Origin of the sequence: Pseudoflavonifractor sp. MCC625 (assembly GCF_018784545.1) — a bacterium.
GTDB classification, from domain to species: domain Bacteria; phylum Bacillota; class Clostridia; order Oscillospirales; family Oscillospiraceae; genus Pseudoflavonifractor_A; species Pseudoflavonifractor_A gallinarum.
In genome coordinates, this window is sequence record NZ_WQOJ01000043.1 from 18,222 (window position 1) to 34,568 (window position 16,347).

Consider the following 16,347-nt stretch of genomic DNA (forward strand, 5'->3'; position numbering starts at 1 on the left):
CTTATTTCTGCGGCTTTTGTGGCTTTTTTGCAAAAAACCTTGGTTTGCTAACATTTGCTAACGAGATTTGGCCTTTTGCTAAGAAAGGCGGTAAGTCAGAGGTTCGATTTTTACCAAAGGAACTTGCAAACATTTGTTAGCAGAAATTAGAGGAAGTTGCAAACAAAATCGCGAATTTGCTAACATCGCTCAAAAATGCTTTCAGAACCTTGCTAACAAAAAAAGTGTTTGGTCACTGTGCAAAGTGGTTCAAACGAAGAAAACCTCTCACAAAGTGAGAGGCGTTCTTCTGAGGGAGGGACTTTATAAAGCTTTTGCCAGCTGCTTGAGCAGTGCGGCAGTTTCGGGATTTTTAAGCAGTTCCAGTATCTTCGCTGCATCACTTTCATCACTTTCAGTGACGGCAGTATCCGCAGTTTTAGGCTCTGTATCTTCAACAGGGTCAGGGGTCTTGGATGAGTAAAATGCTTCCTCCAATCGCTGAGCGTTTATGCAGCGATCCTCGTCGATGATGTGAGAGTAGACATCTGCAACCATTTTTACCTGAGCATGACCAGAGTCGCCCTGGACGGATTTCATATCGCCACCATTGAGTTTCAGCTTGTAGGTGATACTGGAGTGACGGAGAGAATGGAATACAACATGAGGCAGTCCGTTTTCTTTGATAAGTTTATTGAAAGCACGGTTAATCACCTGGCTTTCCATCGGACGGCCATTGCTGGAGCAAAAGACCAGGTTATTGTCGATGTATTCATCTCCAAACAGATCCATCAGCTCATCAATTTCTTTTTTTCTCTCTACCAGCATATAGGCAACTGTTTTCGGCAGGTACACGCGGCGAATACTGGTTTTGGTTTTAGGCTCTTTCAGGACCAGAGCAGTATGGGTACTGGCTATGCAAGGTGGAAACTTCTTAATAACACCTTTGTCGCTCAAATCGTCCAATGCACCTCGTGTAACCCGTTGCAGCTCTTTGTTGACGAATATATAAGCTGAACCATTTTCTATGCTCTGTGGTGCAATATCAATGCAGTCCCAGGTAAGGCCCAGCATTTCACCAATGCGTAAAGAGCAGGAGAACGCCAGATTTAAGGCAAGGGAGAGGATAGGATCATCACAGACTTCCATAGCCTTGCTCAGCGTTTCGGCAGTCCATATATCCCGTTCTTTATGTTCTTCTTTGGGAAGTGTCGCATTCAGGACAGGGTTACGGCTGATTAGTTCCCAACGCACCGCCTGATTAAAGGCACTGCGAAGTAGCTTGTGAATTTCTCTTACTGTATGCGGGGTCAGATATTCGCTTGTGGGTTTGCGGTTGTTGACGCTTACCGTTTTCACAGAGAGCAGATCACGGTAATACTTATCCATCATCCTTGGAGTGATGTCGGATAGTAACATATCTCCGATAATAGGAGTTATGTAGTTTCTCGCCAGACCACGGCGGCTTTCATATGTTGACATTGCCCAGGTATTTACACCATAGATGGACATATATTCATCGAGCAGATCGTTCAGGGTCTTTGCCGTAGGAATAAAGAAGGTTCCAGAGTCCTGCTCATACTCAATTTGCTTTTTTCGTTTTTTTGCTTCTGCATTTGTGCTGAAGGTTTCCCAACGCTGTCTGCGTTTTCCGTTTTCATCTGTGTAATCATACACCACAGAATATTTGCTTTTACGCTTCACGATAGATGCCATTTTCATTGCTCCTTTCTGAGATTTTCACATAATGAGTTTGCTTTTGATACCAGGCTTCAAAACTGCTGGTAATGATACGAATTCTTCGATCAACCAAGGTCGTCTCAAAATAGCCCCTTTTAACAAGGTCATAAGCTGTGCCAGATTTCAGCCCCAAAAGATCCGCCATTTCCGGAACTGACATCGTAGTATGCCTCCATTTCTCTCCGGGCGGTGTACCATCCACTTTTTTATAGTGGAACTGGCCGGCATACCAATCTTCAAAGCTATCCAGCATAACTCTCATTCGTCCGGCCACTTGAATTGTTTTGAAATAGTTCTTTTTAACCAACCAGTAGGATTCTACTTTACCAAGCCCAAGCATTTTGCCCATCTCTGGTACAGACATACTGGTCTTTACTCTTTGTTTTTGCATGGCTTTTGCCTCCTCTATAAAGTTTTTCTTGCTATGGCCTCATTGTAAGAGAAAGCAGAAAAAAAGTTAAGGATGTCGATTTGGAGATCGGCATCCTTGACAAATCATTCATCTGCGTGATCCAGCCAGTCATCAAAGCTCTTTTTGGAAATGCGGATATGACCGCCGACTCTGACGCTGTGGAATACACCCTGTTTTACCAGATTATATGCTGTGGGACGACTGATACCCAGAATGTCCTGAATCTCATCGACCGTATAGGTTCTTTTGTCATAGCTGACAGGATTTTGTTCATTAAAGCGGTTCAATTCCGCAATTCTTGCTTCAAACATAAAAACGCCTCCTTTATCCGGTAAGTGGCCTTACGGAGCCTCCATTTCCTCCGGAATATGAATATCTAAACTAACTTGCAGAGCATCATCAATCGCTCTCATTTCTTCGCGAGATACGCGCCCAATGTACGATAAAACACGCCTTTTATCAATCGTTTTAATTTGCTCCAGCAGAACAACAGATTTCAGTCCAAGCTCTGGAACGCTCTCCAGTGCATAGTGTGTGGGCAGCTCCTTTTTCTTAATCCATTTACTGGTGAGTGGAGCTACGATCAAAGTGGGGCAGAAAAAATTCCCCACATTGTTTTGAAGAACCAGGACAGGACGGGTGCCGCCTTGCTCTGATCCAAAATAAGGGTTCAAATTGGCATAATATAAATCCCCACGCTTATAAATCCAATCTTCTTTCATGTTCATCCTCCTATGTTTTGAGATTTGATTATGTAAGAAGGAGGCTCTGCAAATTACAGAGTCTCCTTCAATTTAGCGCCTGTTTTATCCCTTACTTGTCCACGACACCCCAGGGATTTGGGTAATCATTAAGCCGCAGGTGGCTGGCCTGCTTCTCAGGAGTTTCACCTCCACTTCGTTTGGTCTTACCCATGGCCTGCGACGGTTATTATCACGCTCGGACTATGGCTGTAAGAGAGCTTTCCTCCTTGTTATGCCATGACCGGATGCCATCCGATGTATTCCAGCCTGATATATTTCTGATAAACCGAAAACTCATCTATACAGCAAAAATGGGTTGGCCTGTTATGCGAGTGGCAGCTCTCAGAAAATATACCGCTGATGTAGCGGCTATTACGCCCAAAGAGGATCAAACTTAATGATTCGTATATGAGGTTGTCAAGGTGCAAGTGAAAGGATTTCCCTCTCACTTGCTACTGCCACTTTTTTAGAAAATCGCAACCAACTTTTTTATTTTTTCTTCAATTTTTTTCAATCGCTTATCTGCGGCTTGCCGAGTAATACCATATCGTTGGGCTAAACAAGTTGCATTTGGTATTTTCATTTCATAATAGGACAATATAAAATCTCGTTCTGCTGGACTCAGTTTCAATAGAGCTTGGTGTAAATCCTCAAGAAGTAAATTCTGAATAGCTTGTTCCGCAGTATCAACAGATTCATCCACAAACAAATCTGTATCCTGATAACCTTCCTCTGTGCCGTCACGATCTCCCACATGAGAAGCCGGGAATATAGAGCGACTTTTCTCATGTTCCTGGAGATAGCGGCTGTGGCGGTCCTCCTGTTGGTATTTTTCAAAATCTTTGCGAGAACATTCCATGATAATGCGGTCATCTTCATCACGGAACATTTTGACTGTTTCAACAAAAAAGCGCCCAGTAAAGCAACCATTGCGGCGTGCCTTACTGAACGCTGAAAAACTGATTTCCTCCCATTCCTGTGGGCTGTTATTTTTCCAAATGAATACTCTCGTCATATCCTTTCCTCCGTTCAAATTCTTGGTAGTCAGCGAATTTGAACGGTGTCATGGATATTTTGCTATGTACGCCTCCCAGCGCATACCGGCCTCCTAATACCGGGCAAAGAAAAAGGCCGGAAGTGTTTTCACCTCCAGCCATGTTCCTGCCGCCATATTGCAGCAGGAATGAAAAAAGCCCGGTTAATGCCGGGCCTTATGTAGAAATGTATTCAATTTAGCGCATTCCTGCCACTATAACAAGTATAGCAGGTCGGAAGTCGGAAGGGAGTAGGGATTAGGTCGGGGATTTGTCGGGATTTAGTCGGGATTTAGTCGGGGCAGCTCCTCCAGGACTTCTGGAATAGAATATCCAAACAAGCAAACAGAAAATAAATAGATGGCTTCTCGTTTTCGGTCATAAAAGACACTGCGCTCTATATTTAGTTCTTCCAGCAATTCTTTCTCTGTACTGTTGAACCGATAGATAAATTGCTTAGTCAAAATTTCATAGTAAAGTTCTCCTCGATCCGGATACCGTTTCAGACGAAGGAGTGCACGGTCAATAATATTGACCAGCATTTGATTTTGAACAAGGCAGCAAACTTTTTCTTCAAAGGCTTGCAGTTCAATATCTGGTGCAAAATTTTCAAGATAGCAGAGGCCAGACTCTATATCTTGTTCTCCCATAATCCAAGCAGTTTCTTGTAATTCTTCTGCCCGTTCACTCAGAACCCAGACTACATCACGGTAAATCTTTAGAATCAGCTTACTTCTATGAAACGCAGCGTCGCTGTTAAGCCCCAAAGCTGTTAGCCTGCTGTTACATTTTTGGATTGTTGTGCTTTCTTTTCTCATAGAACATCCCTCCTTGTTCGCAATATTGCGAACATATTAGGTACAAAATAGCATAGCAGAGGAGCGTGAGAGAGGGCAGTGCCTCTCTCTATTCCCCCATTTGGTTATATCAGGTTTCTGGATTTTAGACGAATCTGCATTGCTTGCTTGGAAACCTCAAAAATATTTGCCATTTCAGCAATGAGCTGTTCATCTGTCCGGCCTATTTTAAGCCGGTAAAAACATTTTTTGATCTGCGGTAAAGGCATCAGCAGAGCAGAAGCCAGAGTATCCGCCTGACGCTCAATTATGCCATGACTTTCGTCGGAAGAAACATTTCCGTTATAAGCAGCAACATCTCCAGTACCAGAGTACAACTTCTTATGTAGTACCCAATGAGCCAGCTCATGGGCACAGGTAAAACGGAGCCGCCCTAATTTTGACGGATCACAAAGCCGTTCATCAATTAAGATTGTACCGGCTCTTACTGCAATCATTCGATACTGTCTCTGTATCTGGTCATATAAGACAACAGCACCGTCATCGAAAATTGTTTCCCCTAATATCTTGGGGTTTTTTCTTAGTGTATGAAACTCCAGGATTAGATCAAACTTTGTCTCGATAATGGTTTCGATTGGCACAGGACATGGTTGCCCGGATAGCAGAGAGGGATCATATTCCATCAGGATTTTTCGCCCTACTGCCTCGATTGCTTCTGTACGGATTTGTGGAATTGACAAAGCTCTCCCCCCTATCGTTTACGCTCCTTTAGCATTTTCATAAATGTCTGCCATTCTTCATCGGTAGCATCTACTTCTTTTGCCACACGCAAGGCTGCCCGAACAATATCTTTTTCCATGATATAGTCTGGCAAATCAGCAGATACTGTATTGCGTGATTTTGCAGCCAGATCCAAAAGCAACTCATGTTCTGATTTATCCAAATTCAGAAAGGCAGAGATGCGTTCCACAAAATCTCCATTGGGTGCAGGACGGCGGCTTTGCTCAATATCACACAGATAACCGTAAGCAATATTCAAATGCTTGGCTGTATCGCGTAAATTGAATTTGTGCGCCTTGCGTTTCTCGGCTATAAATGATCCAAAAGTTATATTGCCCACAGCATTCACCTCTCATTTGTTCGACGAACTGCGAACATCTTGCTTATATTGTATATCGAACATCTGTTCACTTCAAGGATAAAAATTTCATTTGAAAAGAGGTGTTAAAAATCAATAACACCTCTTTTGCGCTATATAAATTCCTGAGCGATTTGCTGCATTTCCGTAATGCACTCTTTGGGAGAGAGAATTTTTATTTTCCCTTTGAATTTGAATATCCAGCCATAAAAAGTTCCACTGGGGTTCACTTCAATTTTGGCTGTGAAGTGTGTATCATCATACCTATCAACAGCAGCATCTTCTCCATAATGATCTATGATTACTCTCATCAATTCGTTTTCACATAGAAGGGTTACTTCCTTCGATGACTCCGATGTAAACATATCAACCATTTTATTTGTATAGGAGGCTACATCAAATCCCTCTATCGGCATAAAGTAAGTTTCCAGATTTTCTACACTTGTTAGCCGATCTACACGGAAGTGAGCAATTTTCTGATGCTTCAGAGAAAATCCAATCAAATAGTAATGGTCATTTTTCCATTCAAGCGCATAAGGATTTACGACATAATAATATCCATCATGCTTTAAGATTTTCTTTTTTTCTTGAGTATATTCATAGTATTGGAACCGAATTTGCTGATGGTTTCCAATCGCTGTTTGGATATTGTCAATGATGTAGTAAACCTTTTCATTATGCGGTTTGACACGGCTGGATAAAGCAGCAAATTTTTGAAGCTGCTTTGCCTGATGTAGACTGGTCAGACGGCATAATTTCTGCACCAGCTCCTCAGACTTCTTGGCAGAAATGATCTTCGAGGATGCTACTGCGTCTGTCAGCATTTTCAGTTCTGGATACTCAAACAGGCGGTTTCCCATAAAATATTGGTTTTGGGTACTCTTAACCACCACAATATCAATCCCCGCATCGATCAGCGCATTGGTATCTGCGTAAACAGTCTGCCGCACTGCCTGAATTCCTTTTCCATTCAGATGGGCAATGATGTCAGATACTGTGGCGGGATGGTTTTCATCGGTCCGCTCATAGAGAAACCGGAGTAATTCCAGTATCCGCATATTTGTTGAATTCTGCATACTTCACCTCCTCGATTCTTAAAATGGCCTATTTTGTATGGTGTCCAGCCCCAAAGACCAGAAGCAGGGCGACAGCACAGAGAAGCAGGCCGATCCAATTTCGATCTATAATCAGCTTGATCACCGCCACAAGCAGAAGTCCGCCTACCAGGAGCACAACGCCATTCATTCAGCGTCCTCCCGAAGCATAGTTTCCCATGTTGATGTCCAGCACCCCTCTGGGCGGCTGGATCAAGGCATCTTCATATTGGCACTTCCACTGGATCTCCCGGCACATCTGGCCATCCGCCACGCCGTCTATGGTTTCCCCATCCTCAATGGGGTTATCATGCTCCAGAATATAGGACGCTGCATTATAGGCGTGGTTTACCACCCAGTTGGGGTCCATGCCGTGGAAGTGGTACTGGAGATCCGGCAAAAACAGGGTGCTCATGCCCACCGTGTCGATGAGCATATCCTCCGTGCCCTCGATGTTGAAGAAACGGACATTGACGCCAAAGCGGATGAACCGATCCGGCCCCTCAATCTGATGGGAGCGCACATCCTCTGCCAGAAACAGCTTACCGCAGTTCTGGAAATAGAACGCCTCACAGGTGGGGTACAGCTCTGCCAGAGCCTCCAGAAAGTCGGCATCCAGGTTGGCACGCTCCAGCGCTGGAAGCGCCGCAGTCAGCATATCGGTGGCCACCACCTGATATTTGCACTCCCGGAAGATCCGGTCACGGTCCTCCTGGCAGTCCCACATCTGGCTCATCAGAAAGGCATCAAAGCCTTTGCCCTTGAACTTGTCGCATTTCATCACCATCAGCTGTACCGGGCACTTGCCGTCCTGAAATTCCGCGACATGATCCAGGGCGGCAAAGCCGGCCATTTTCTTATCATAACAGAAGCACTCTGTTGATCCGATGTGCTTCTCCATTATGGCAGTCATTTTTTCTTTATCCGGCATTTCTACCGGCTCTTTGAACAGCATCTGAATGAGATAGGGACCTCCGGGCTGGGGGCCTTTTTTGTCGTCCAGATTTTGCTGGAAAGCTTTATTGCTCATTTGGTTTCCTCCTTAATAATCAAGCAGGATAGGCACCTGCTGTTCCTCGGCAAACCGCATGGCCCGCCAGAACATGGAGAAGGCGAACTTGGCCAGGGATTGGGTGTCATACTGGGTGTGTTCCGGGATGTCTGCCTTGCTGTACTGTCCATCTGAGTCTACGGTTCCATCTACCGGGTATCCCTCCGTGTCTGCCCAGCCAAGGATGGTGTCCTCATCGGCCTGCCATGCCAGCTGGTTCAGCTTTTCCAGCTCCTTCCGCAGTCCGCCCAAGGTGGCGATAGCGGCGGTGTCATCGGTAGGCAAGGACCCTTGGAACAGAAAGCTGTCAGAAAGAGGGAGCCACCAGGTAGCCCCACGAAACAGGGACCACACCCGCTCCTCATCTGATGCAAGGCGGGCGACCAGAGGATGCTCCCCGAAGATCCAGTCCTTCTCCACGGTGGAAGGCACCGGTTCCTCGTATGTACGACAGGCGGCCACCAGCAGCATAGCGCCAAAGGCATCCCAATCCGGCTTATCGGTGTAATAGGGCCGCTCGTTGTCCTCCGGCCATGGAGTGTAGGGCGGTTGGTTCGGCTGGGAAATGGCGGCTAAGATCTGATCCCGCCAGTTCTCCACCGCCGCCTGAACCTCGGCCGAGGACAGCTCCTCCTCGTTGTCGGCGGGTTCTCCATCCGGGGTGATGCGGTTGAAAGAGTATCCGTTTTCCTCCGCCCACTGCTGCACAACAGTTTTCCAGTTGTGAGAATAGTACCGGGTCAGCGTCCCGGCGTAGATGTCAAGTCCCATAGTAATGTCTCCTTTTCAATCAAAATCCATCCAGACCAGGTGTTTTCCGCAGTGGAGGCACTGGAACAGATAGCATTGCAGATGCCCGCCATTGACGGATTCCCGGATCATTCCCTTCTGCTCCTCGTCCCACATGGGGTCGTCCAGCACCTCCTCCAGCACACCCAGTGCCCGCAGTTCTCTGGCTCCCACATTACCCAAATAGGCGCAATAGTCACCACAATGGGCGCGCCAGTATTCCTGCTGCCAGCCGGAGTAGCCGGGGGTGCGGTGGATCAACTCGTCCAGCTTCTCCGGATCGTCTACACCATCGTCCACAGAGAAATCATCTTGAAAACTACCGTCATATTTCCGGGCTGCTTCGCCGTTGGCGATGCACTCTGGGCACAGATATGCAATATCCTCCACTGAAAAGAACGGATTGGTATAGAAAATATGGGTCGTCTTGCCACAGCAGTCGCAGACAACGCCGTCTGCGGATTCCTCAAAAGCCCCAGTTTCCAGAGGGTTTGGGTGATACCGGAAGGCGGGCAGGCCCAGCTGGGCCTGCCGTTCCTTCTCTTTCTGCTTTTCCTCCGGCGTTTTGGGCTTGGGGAGAGCATAATGATTGCCCCAGTTGTCCGCATAGTCCTTCAGCGTGCCCAGCCGCTTGAGGGTCTTTTTATCGGAACGATTTCCGATTTGGCAGAGCAGTTCATAGGCATCCTTTTTGAAGTCCAGTAGATCATACACATCCACCAGCACTTCTTTGGCCTGCTGATCCTCACTCTGCTCAAGTTCTTCCTTGAAGGTATATAGAGCGCGGACACTGTCCGGACCTTCATTGGTCGCAACAAACTGTTTTTTTAGTTCGATATAGGTTTTTTGATATTCTGTCATTGGTCGCACCTCCCATCAATCCCACCAGAAATACCAGACGGTGGACTGCCACAGGACAGCTGCCAAGGAGCCAATGCTTCCATCCTCATTCTGATCCAGATCTGGGCAGAAACCATATTGCTCCACAGCCACCTCCATAGCTCTTTCCTTGGAAATCGGAGTTGGAAGTTCAAACTCCAATTCATCGTGGCTCATGGCGGCAGGGATGGCACCATGTTGCTCGAACCAGTATTTCGCCACTGCCATCAGGTCCGGTGTGTCGGGACACTCATTCCAATTTCCAAAGGGCAGGTAGGCGAAGATCTCCCAGGGGTTCTTTACCGGAATTTTAGCCAGAATGAGCGGATATGTCATTCCGGTATCATCGTTCCAATAGTTTGCGAAGCGGTCGTTGGGTTCTCCGCCCTCCATCTCGCCCAGGACTTCCTCCTCCCAGTCCAGATCATCGTCCTCGGCTTCTTCCTTACGCTGGCCGGTCAATTCCTCCAAAACCGCCTTTCCATCTTTGACGGGAGCGGAGAGCATCTTCTTCCGATACTCCGTTACCGTTTTGAGGTCAAATTCATAGAAGTCCGCATCATGCTCCGGATCGGCGTTCATTACCAGACACTCCAACAGCGTTTCATCATCCGCCTGGATAAGCACGGGAACAAAGCCTTCCCGTACCCCCAGCCGCTGGGCGTAGCTGTATGCTGACATGATGGGGTCATCATCTGCCATGGACGGGAAATAGGTACACTCGCAGTCCAGATACTCCATGATGGCATGAGCCACCTCGGAAGGCTCCAGCGTGTCCTCGTCGAAGTCCTGTCCCTGCCAGTTTTCAAAGCGTTCTTCGATCACCTCTGCCATAGCCTGATAGTAGTCCTCGTCAAAGGGGATGAACAGGTAGGCTTCATCCTGGAACTCATCAGAGTGATACCGCTCCGGGCCGAAGAAGCGGAGGGCGTTGTCGTCAACATCGGCAGGATAGTAGGGGCTGTCGCCCTCTCCGTAGTAATAGCCTGCAAAGGCACGGCCTTGCTGATTGAACAGCACAGAGAACAGACAGCCGTCCAGCTCATCCCGGATAAACTCCCTCAGATCCACATTGGCAGGATCAGCTTTGACCTGTTTGGTCACTTCGCTGTATTCTTTCAAGAAGTCCTCGCTCATCAGGTCGTGCTCCATACACCAGCGCAGGTAGATGGCCATGTGGTTATAAGCATTGATGGGGTCAATAGGCAGTTCCTTCTCCTCAATGCTCTCGATATGATAGGAAGCATCGTCCATCTCACCGTCAAAATCATCATTGGAAAGGGTGCCACGGGTGATTGCATCCTGGCGGGTGGGGTTCACCACAAAGCTGATCCCCGCCATCTTGTCCAGCAGAGCGTCTACATCATGTTCCAGTTTATAGTCCAACTCGTCCTCATAAAGCGGAATGACCTGATAGAAGTTGACCTCCTCGCCGCCCGGCAGAGTGCAGACCTCGCTGCCGTCCTTCGTACCCTGGGGGCCGGTCAGAATGGCGGCGCACAGCTTCGTGTTTTCTGCAAAGTCCTCCTCATTGTCCATGGTATGACCGAAGCCCAGCCAGGTATCACTGGCAATGGGCAGACGAGCCAAGGATTTCAGCAGGCGGATGGGCCAGTACCACTTTTCGTCTTTCATGGACTCCTGATCCAGCTTCCAGTCCGCAGGCAGGGCAATGGCCAGCTCTGCCCGCTCCAGCTTGTACTCCGCCAGTTCCTTTGGCACATTCATCCGGTGGGCGCCCATGCCCATGGTGACCAAGGTGTAATAGTCCCGCTCCTCAGTGGGCGGCACCATGCAGATGTCCACATGGATGTCCGGGGAAACGATCTCGTGGAATACATTCTCAAACTTGCCGAAATACTGCTGGATGTGTCCCTCGACGGCCTCCATCTCCTCCTCGGTGTAGACTTCGGGATTACTGAATTCTTCCTCATCCTGCGTGTCCTCATTGTCTGAGTGGTCGCAACTGTCATCCTCCGGATCTCCCTTTATAGGCTCGTAACCGATCTTCAGGGTCATCTGTTCTTCTGGCAGAGAGACGCCGGGGCTGCGGGTGATCGTGTGCTTATCGTCCGCAGAAAAGCCGATAGTCTCGCCGTCTTGCAGCGTCACATCACACGCCAGCACATAGGAGGCAAGGCTTGCCAAAAAGTCTCGCAGTTCCTCCGGCTCGGCGTCGGTGTTCAGCACTTCCATTTCCTCCTTGCCAAACACATCCATGCCGTAGGTGTAGCCGTTCAGGCCACCCTCGCTCCGGTACAGGCCGAACCAGATCCAGTTGAAGATGGGCAGTTCGTCCTCTTTTATCATATATGCAAGGCCCTCATAGAAACGAGGCTCAAATACCACACCGCTGGTATAGACACCGGTGGCGTATTTCTGCTTGCAGCACACTGCCATCGCCTTGGTGAACAGCTTACCTCGTTCCAGCAGTTTTTCCTCCTCGCCTAACACAGCCACCATGATATGGGCCTTGTGTGCTTTGGCCACTTCTACGGCCTCTGGCCACATATAGTTGTTTTCGGCGTTGATCTCCGCTTCATTGTCCGGGATGTGACCGTGGAAGAGTGTCACGATCAGCATCATATTGCCGACCCGCATTACCACAGCGTCATCGCTGTTCTCAACATCTTCGTCGCCCTCATCCGGCTCCTCATCTACGATGCCCCATTCTTCCCGCAGATCTCGGATCAACTGCTCCTTGTCCCACTCTGCTTTGGAGAGGAGCACAGATCCGGCAAAGGAACCCTTATGGTCGGTTTCCTCCTCGTCGGCGTCATCCTCAAGATCCTCTACGTCTTCATCCGGATCATACAAGGATTCATGCTCCAGTCCGCGGATGAACTCCTCAAAGCTGTCTGCCAGATGGGTGATCTTATAGTCGTTTTCCTGATCCACATGGACTACCGCAGGCTCTCCCTGGGGACCGCAATCCCGGTAGTCCAGGAAAATCATATCGTGTCCGGCGCTTGGACAGTCACAGATGGCCACACCGATGGCAGGATACTCCCACTCATCGATCATAAACTGACTGCCCAGCTCTCCACAGAGGGAGCAGCTCTTTTCTCGTCCGATGCCGAAAATGCCGGTGATGGCCACATGGTCCTCTGCCCAACAGGTGGGCTCATCACAGGGATAGCAGGTATTCACCGGAATGCCGCCGTTGTGCTGCTTCATCAGCCAGATGTAGGCGGCGGGCAGCTTGTAGCCCAGTTCCTCCTCCACGCTGGCAATCAGCTCATCGGAAGGCGGATCACTGACATATTCTTTCAGTGCATACCAATTATCATCCCAGAAGTTGGTGAGGTCGAAGCCCTCAAATGGAGTATCACCAGGCACGAATTTGGCCTTCTTTTTCCGGCTGCACTGGCGTTTCCGGATCTCCGCCTTACACTCCCGAATTACCGCCGGGGCATTTTCATCCTCTGGGTCCAGCTCTGCCCACCGCTGGGCGTAGGGAATGGCCTTTTCCTCCTGGCCGTAGAGATACTGATAGCCATAGGCCATCCGCATATTCCACTCCGCCTTGTCCTGGCCTTCCTCCCGGACGGACTCCAGCACCTCAATGGCCCTCAGAAGGGCTTTGTCTCCCTTGGATTTCAAAGTACCTTCGTCATGGTCCCCGATGATGGCGTAGTTCTCCAGTGCACGGGCCAGGGCGTAGGCGGTGCGGTAGTTCCTCCAGTTCTCCGGGATGGCATTCAGTGCCTGGATACAGCGGGTGTACTCGTCTTCGTCGTTCCACTGCTCCAGCTGAGCGAAGAATGCTTCGGCGTTCTGTTGGGTGTAAGGAATATAGTCCATGCCCGTCAGCGTTTCGTCCAACTCGTCATCCTGATTCTCAGTTTCTGTCCCATCATCTTGTTGCTTTAGGGGTACAGAACCTGCTTCACGGCGGAAGGTGTGGAAGATGGCCCATGGGATGTCCGTGCCTTCAAAGAACTCTTTCGCCATGTTCAGCGCCTCTCGGATGTCCCAGGCGATGAAGTCCACATAGCCGCAGTAGAGGCCGGTGGCTCCGCCGGTGAGGGTGAGAACCTCCGGGCCGTCGCCGGTGGTGAACACTTCTTCCAGCTTGTCCCGGAAGTCGAAAATCTTATCCGTTCCTTCCTCCTCCCGCAGAGTATCCAGAGGATAGCAGAAGAAGCCCGCTACCGCGCCGTCGGCATGAAGATCGTCCATAAAGTCATTGTCGGCGTTCAAGTAGCCGTTGATGAGCGGCACACAGCAGGTGGAACCGGCCATTACATCCAGCCGCCAATCGGCGTCGGGATCTTCATTGGGTTCCATTTTGTAGCCAAGATAGCTCTCCAGATAGGCTTCCGGGTCGGTGGAGAGTTCCAGGCCCCGCTCCTTCAGAGCGTCGGGAAGCTGGGACAGGAGGAAGGACGGCTCTGTCTTGGGTTCCTCCAGCACATCAAAGCTATCTATGTATCTCATGTGGGGGATCTCTCCCAGCACCTGGTCGGTGAGGGTGGTGAGCATCCACCAGACCCGGCCTTCCTCCTCCCGGAGCATAGGCAGCAGCTTTTCGCAGTAGGCAGAGATGGCGAAGCTGTTTTCACCCTGCTCCTCCAGCCAGATCTGCACATCCTCCCCGGAGATGTCCCAGCCATCCTCAGTACGCAGGCCGATGTTTCGGATTGGCTGACGGCCCACCAGGATGTTCCAGTGCTCCAGCACCTCCTTAGGGGCGTGCTTTTGGAAGTAGACCAGCTCAAACAGCTTGACCTTGTCACCCTCCGGGGTGAGGATCAGCTCATGCTTTTTGCCGTTGAAGCCCATCTCGAAAGAGATCTCATCAAAAACCAGATTCAGAGTTTCCTCCATTTGGGCCACGAGTTCTGCGCCGCGGGTGTGATCTTTGTCCTCATCCATCATCTGGCGCAATTCTGCTTCCATCTCGGCAAAGGTTTCCCACCAGTTCTCTGTCCGCTCCCGGAAGCACTCCGAGAATTGCGGCAAGGCAATAAGACTCTCACAGGCATCAATGAGCTTTTGGGTATCTTCATCACCAGGAAGTTTCTCCAACGCCTTGCGGAAATAGGGCAATGCCCGGCCCTCCTGATCCAGATAGTAATAGGAATAGCCCATACGGAAGTTCCAACGGTAGTCTTCTGCAAAGTAGTCTGCATGGGGTTTCAGCAAGGAAATCGCCTTCTGATACAGTTCCCGATCCTCTGGAACAGCCAGGTTGTTGTAGGCGCGGGCCAACTCGCTGTCCATCTCAGGGGTACGCTCCTCGGCGGGGATGGCCTCCAGCGCGTCAATGATTTTTTGGTATTTGCCTTTTTCATGCCACTTCTGGCACTGCTCTAAAATATCCATATCCGGTTCCTCCATTTCTTCTGGCTCCAATACTTCCGGCTGAAACACGCCGTTTTCGTCCCGGGCAAAGGCGCAGGGGGCGGGGGTGTTCAGCAGAGGAATGATGTCGGGATCGTCGTTGCAGATCGTATTCAGCTTGTAGATCCCGGCATTGTTGGGGTCGTCCATGTACGCCTCGCTCTCGTCACCGGCGGTAAAGCGCCAGCCACTGTCCCAGCCGCCGTCCGCCTTCTCCCGGTAGCAGTAGCCAATCTTGCAGTCCTCCACCGTGATACGGTTGGTGGCGATACAGCCATCGGCGCCGGCCCAGTCAGGGAGCAGATGTTTTACATCTTCCGCCTTTACATGGTAGTTCCGATTACGGCCGGAGGCTTCGTACAGCTCTTTCCGCAGCATCTCCACCTGATAAGCCATATCCGTGATCTCATCCTCGCCCATCATCTCGCTGATGTCGTATTCCAGCGGGGCATGGGCAAAGTCCGCCAGGGCCTTGTCCATGGCCTCGTGCTCCTCTGGCGTAGCAGTGATGCGGACACGACGATCGGGGGTGTTGTACTCGTCCAGATCCTGAAGGTTTACACTGCCACTGACGCTGCACTCCAGCAGGATGGCGGCCAGGTCGGTGACCACATCAATGGCGAAGTGGAAGTCCATTTCCACGCCATCGGAATGTGTAAACTCCAGGTACTCCACGGTTTGGCGAAAGTCCCAGTTCTGCTTGTCCAGACCGATCTTGGCGAAAATCTCGCTGAGGGGGATCTCCTCCTTTTTCTGATCCTCTAAAAATGCCACAAGGTTCAGACTGTCATCTGAACCGCCAATAAAGTTGCCCCAATATTTTTTGATATACATCTGTCACGCCTCCTGTTCTGAATCCAGTCGATCAATGAGCTGATTCAAGTGTTCCAACCACGCAGGAGCGATCTCACCGCTGTCCTCGTTCTTCCAAAGATCCACAATCTCACGGATGCCGTCCTCGTCCGGCACCTCGTTTTTGATGTCGGTGAGCTGCCGCAGCAGGAAAGCAAGTGCTTCTTTGGATGCTGTGAAACCGGTGACTTTATCCCATACAGCTTCTTCATGATCGTAGTCCAGCTTGCCGTTATCCTTCCATTGGAAATACAGCTCCGCCAGAGCCATCGCAGTATTGTCAAAGAGGAAGTCGATTTGTGAGAAGTCAGATCCCAGCATGACTTCCTCTTTCATCAGTTCGATCATCTCGCCCAGATCCATTACCGGATGCTCCGGTACATATTCATTTTTGAGGATGTCCAGTACATCCAGCCCTTCGTCACGCTCTAATGCTTTTATGCCCCATGCTCCCATGTCGGCACCTCTCTTTCTTTATTTTGTATCAAGCTTC

At 49.6% G+C, this 16,347-nt stretch carries 15 protein-coding genes; all 15 read right to left on the reverse strand.

The window, feature by feature from the left end; genetic code table 11:
• Positions 1-303: 303 nt before the first annotated feature.
• Positions 304-1,695, reverse strand: coding sequence for a tyrosine-type recombinase/integrase (locus GPK94_RS13730; protein WP_007862346.1), 1,392 nt, complete (start codon positions 1,693-1,695; stop codon positions 304-306).
• Positions 1,673-2,110 (reverse strand): helix-turn-helix domain-containing protein, encoded by a 438-nt coding sequence (locus tag GPK94_RS13735; protein WP_158361367.1) that lies wholly within the window; start codon positions 2,108-2,110, stop codon positions 1,673-1,675. Before GPK94_RS13735 ends, GPK94_RS13730 begins: the two co-directional genes overlap by 23 nt.
• Before the next feature lie 104 nt (positions 2,111-2,214).
• On the reverse strand, positions 2,215-2,442 hold the full coding sequence (locus GPK94_RS13740) for a helix-turn-helix domain-containing protein (RefSeq protein ID WP_002569114.1): 228 nt from the start codon (positions 2,440-2,442) through the stop codon (positions 2,215-2,217).
• A gap of 30 nt (positions 2,443-2,472) precedes the next feature.
• Positions 2,473-2,853 (reverse strand): type II toxin-antitoxin system PemK/MazF family toxin, encoded by a 381-nt coding sequence (locus tag GPK94_RS13745; RefSeq protein ID WP_002569115.1) that lies wholly within the window; start codon positions 2,851-2,853, stop codon positions 2,473-2,475.
• A 487-nt stretch (positions 2,854-3,340) separates the two neighbouring features.
• Positions 3,341-3,889 carry a sigma-70 family RNA polymerase sigma factor gene (locus tag GPK94_RS13750; RefSeq protein WP_006059623.1) on the reverse strand — a complete coding sequence of 183 codons (549 nt, stop codon included), beginning with the start codon at positions 3,887-3,889 and terminating at the stop codon, positions 3,341-3,343.
• Positions 3,890-4,189: 300 nt separating this feature from the next.
• On the reverse strand, positions 4,190-4,726 hold the full coding sequence (locus GPK94_RS13755; protein ID WP_002592913.1) for a hypothetical protein: 537 nt from the start codon (positions 4,724-4,726) through the stop codon (positions 4,190-4,192).
• Positions 4,727-4,830: 104 nt separating this feature from the next.
• On the reverse strand, positions 4,831-5,445 hold the full coding sequence (locus GPK94_RS13760; RefSeq protein WP_002592912.1) for an ImmA/IrrE family metallo-endopeptidase: 615 nt from the start codon (positions 5,443-5,445) through the stop codon (positions 4,831-4,833).
• 11 nt (positions 5,446-5,456) lie between these two features.
• A complete protein-coding gene (locus tag GPK94_RS13765; RefSeq protein WP_002569119.1) occupies positions 5,457-5,825 on the reverse strand; it encodes a helix-turn-helix transcriptional regulator in 369 nt (122 codons plus the stop codon).
• A 131-nt stretch (positions 5,826-5,956) separates the two neighbouring features.
• Complete coding sequence (locus GPK94_RS13770) at positions 5,957-6,919, reverse strand: WYL domain-containing protein (protein WP_006773000.1); 963 nt, start codon at positions 6,917-6,919, stop codon at positions 5,957-5,959.
• A 28-nt stretch (positions 6,920-6,947) separates the two neighbouring features.
• On the reverse strand, positions 6,948-7,088 hold the full coding sequence (locus tag GPK94_RS13775; RefSeq protein ID WP_006059618.1) for a hypothetical protein: 141 nt from the start codon (positions 7,086-7,088) through the stop codon (positions 6,948-6,950).
• Positions 7,089-7,967 (reverse strand): DUF4261 domain-containing protein, encoded by an 879-nt coding sequence (locus GPK94_RS13780; protein ID WP_008723407.1) that lies wholly within the window; start codon positions 7,965-7,967, stop codon positions 7,089-7,091.
• A gap of 12 nt (positions 7,968-7,979) precedes the next feature.
• Positions 7,980-8,759: a hypothetical protein gene (locus tag GPK94_RS13785; protein WP_024724967.1), complete on the reverse strand. Its 780-nt coding sequence runs from the start codon at positions 8,757-8,759 to the stop codon at positions 7,980-7,982.
• A 15-nt stretch (positions 8,760-8,774) separates the two neighbouring features.
• A complete protein-coding gene (locus GPK94_RS13790) occupies positions 8,775-9,638 on the reverse strand; it encodes a CbrC family protein (protein ID WP_003524820.1) in 864 nt (287 codons plus the stop codon).
• Between the two features lie 15 nt (positions 9,639-9,653).
• Complete coding sequence (locus tag GPK94_RS13795) at positions 9,654-15,836, reverse strand: DUF2185 domain-containing protein (protein ID WP_215697066.1); 6,183 nt, start codon at positions 15,834-15,836, stop codon at positions 9,654-9,656.
• 3 nt (positions 15,837-15,839) lie between these two features.
• Complete coding sequence (locus GPK94_RS16180) at positions 15,840-16,310, reverse strand: DUF4259 domain-containing protein (protein ID WP_003524816.1); 471 nt, start codon at positions 16,308-16,310, stop codon at positions 15,840-15,842.
• Positions 16,311-16,347: the final 37 nt, after the last annotated feature.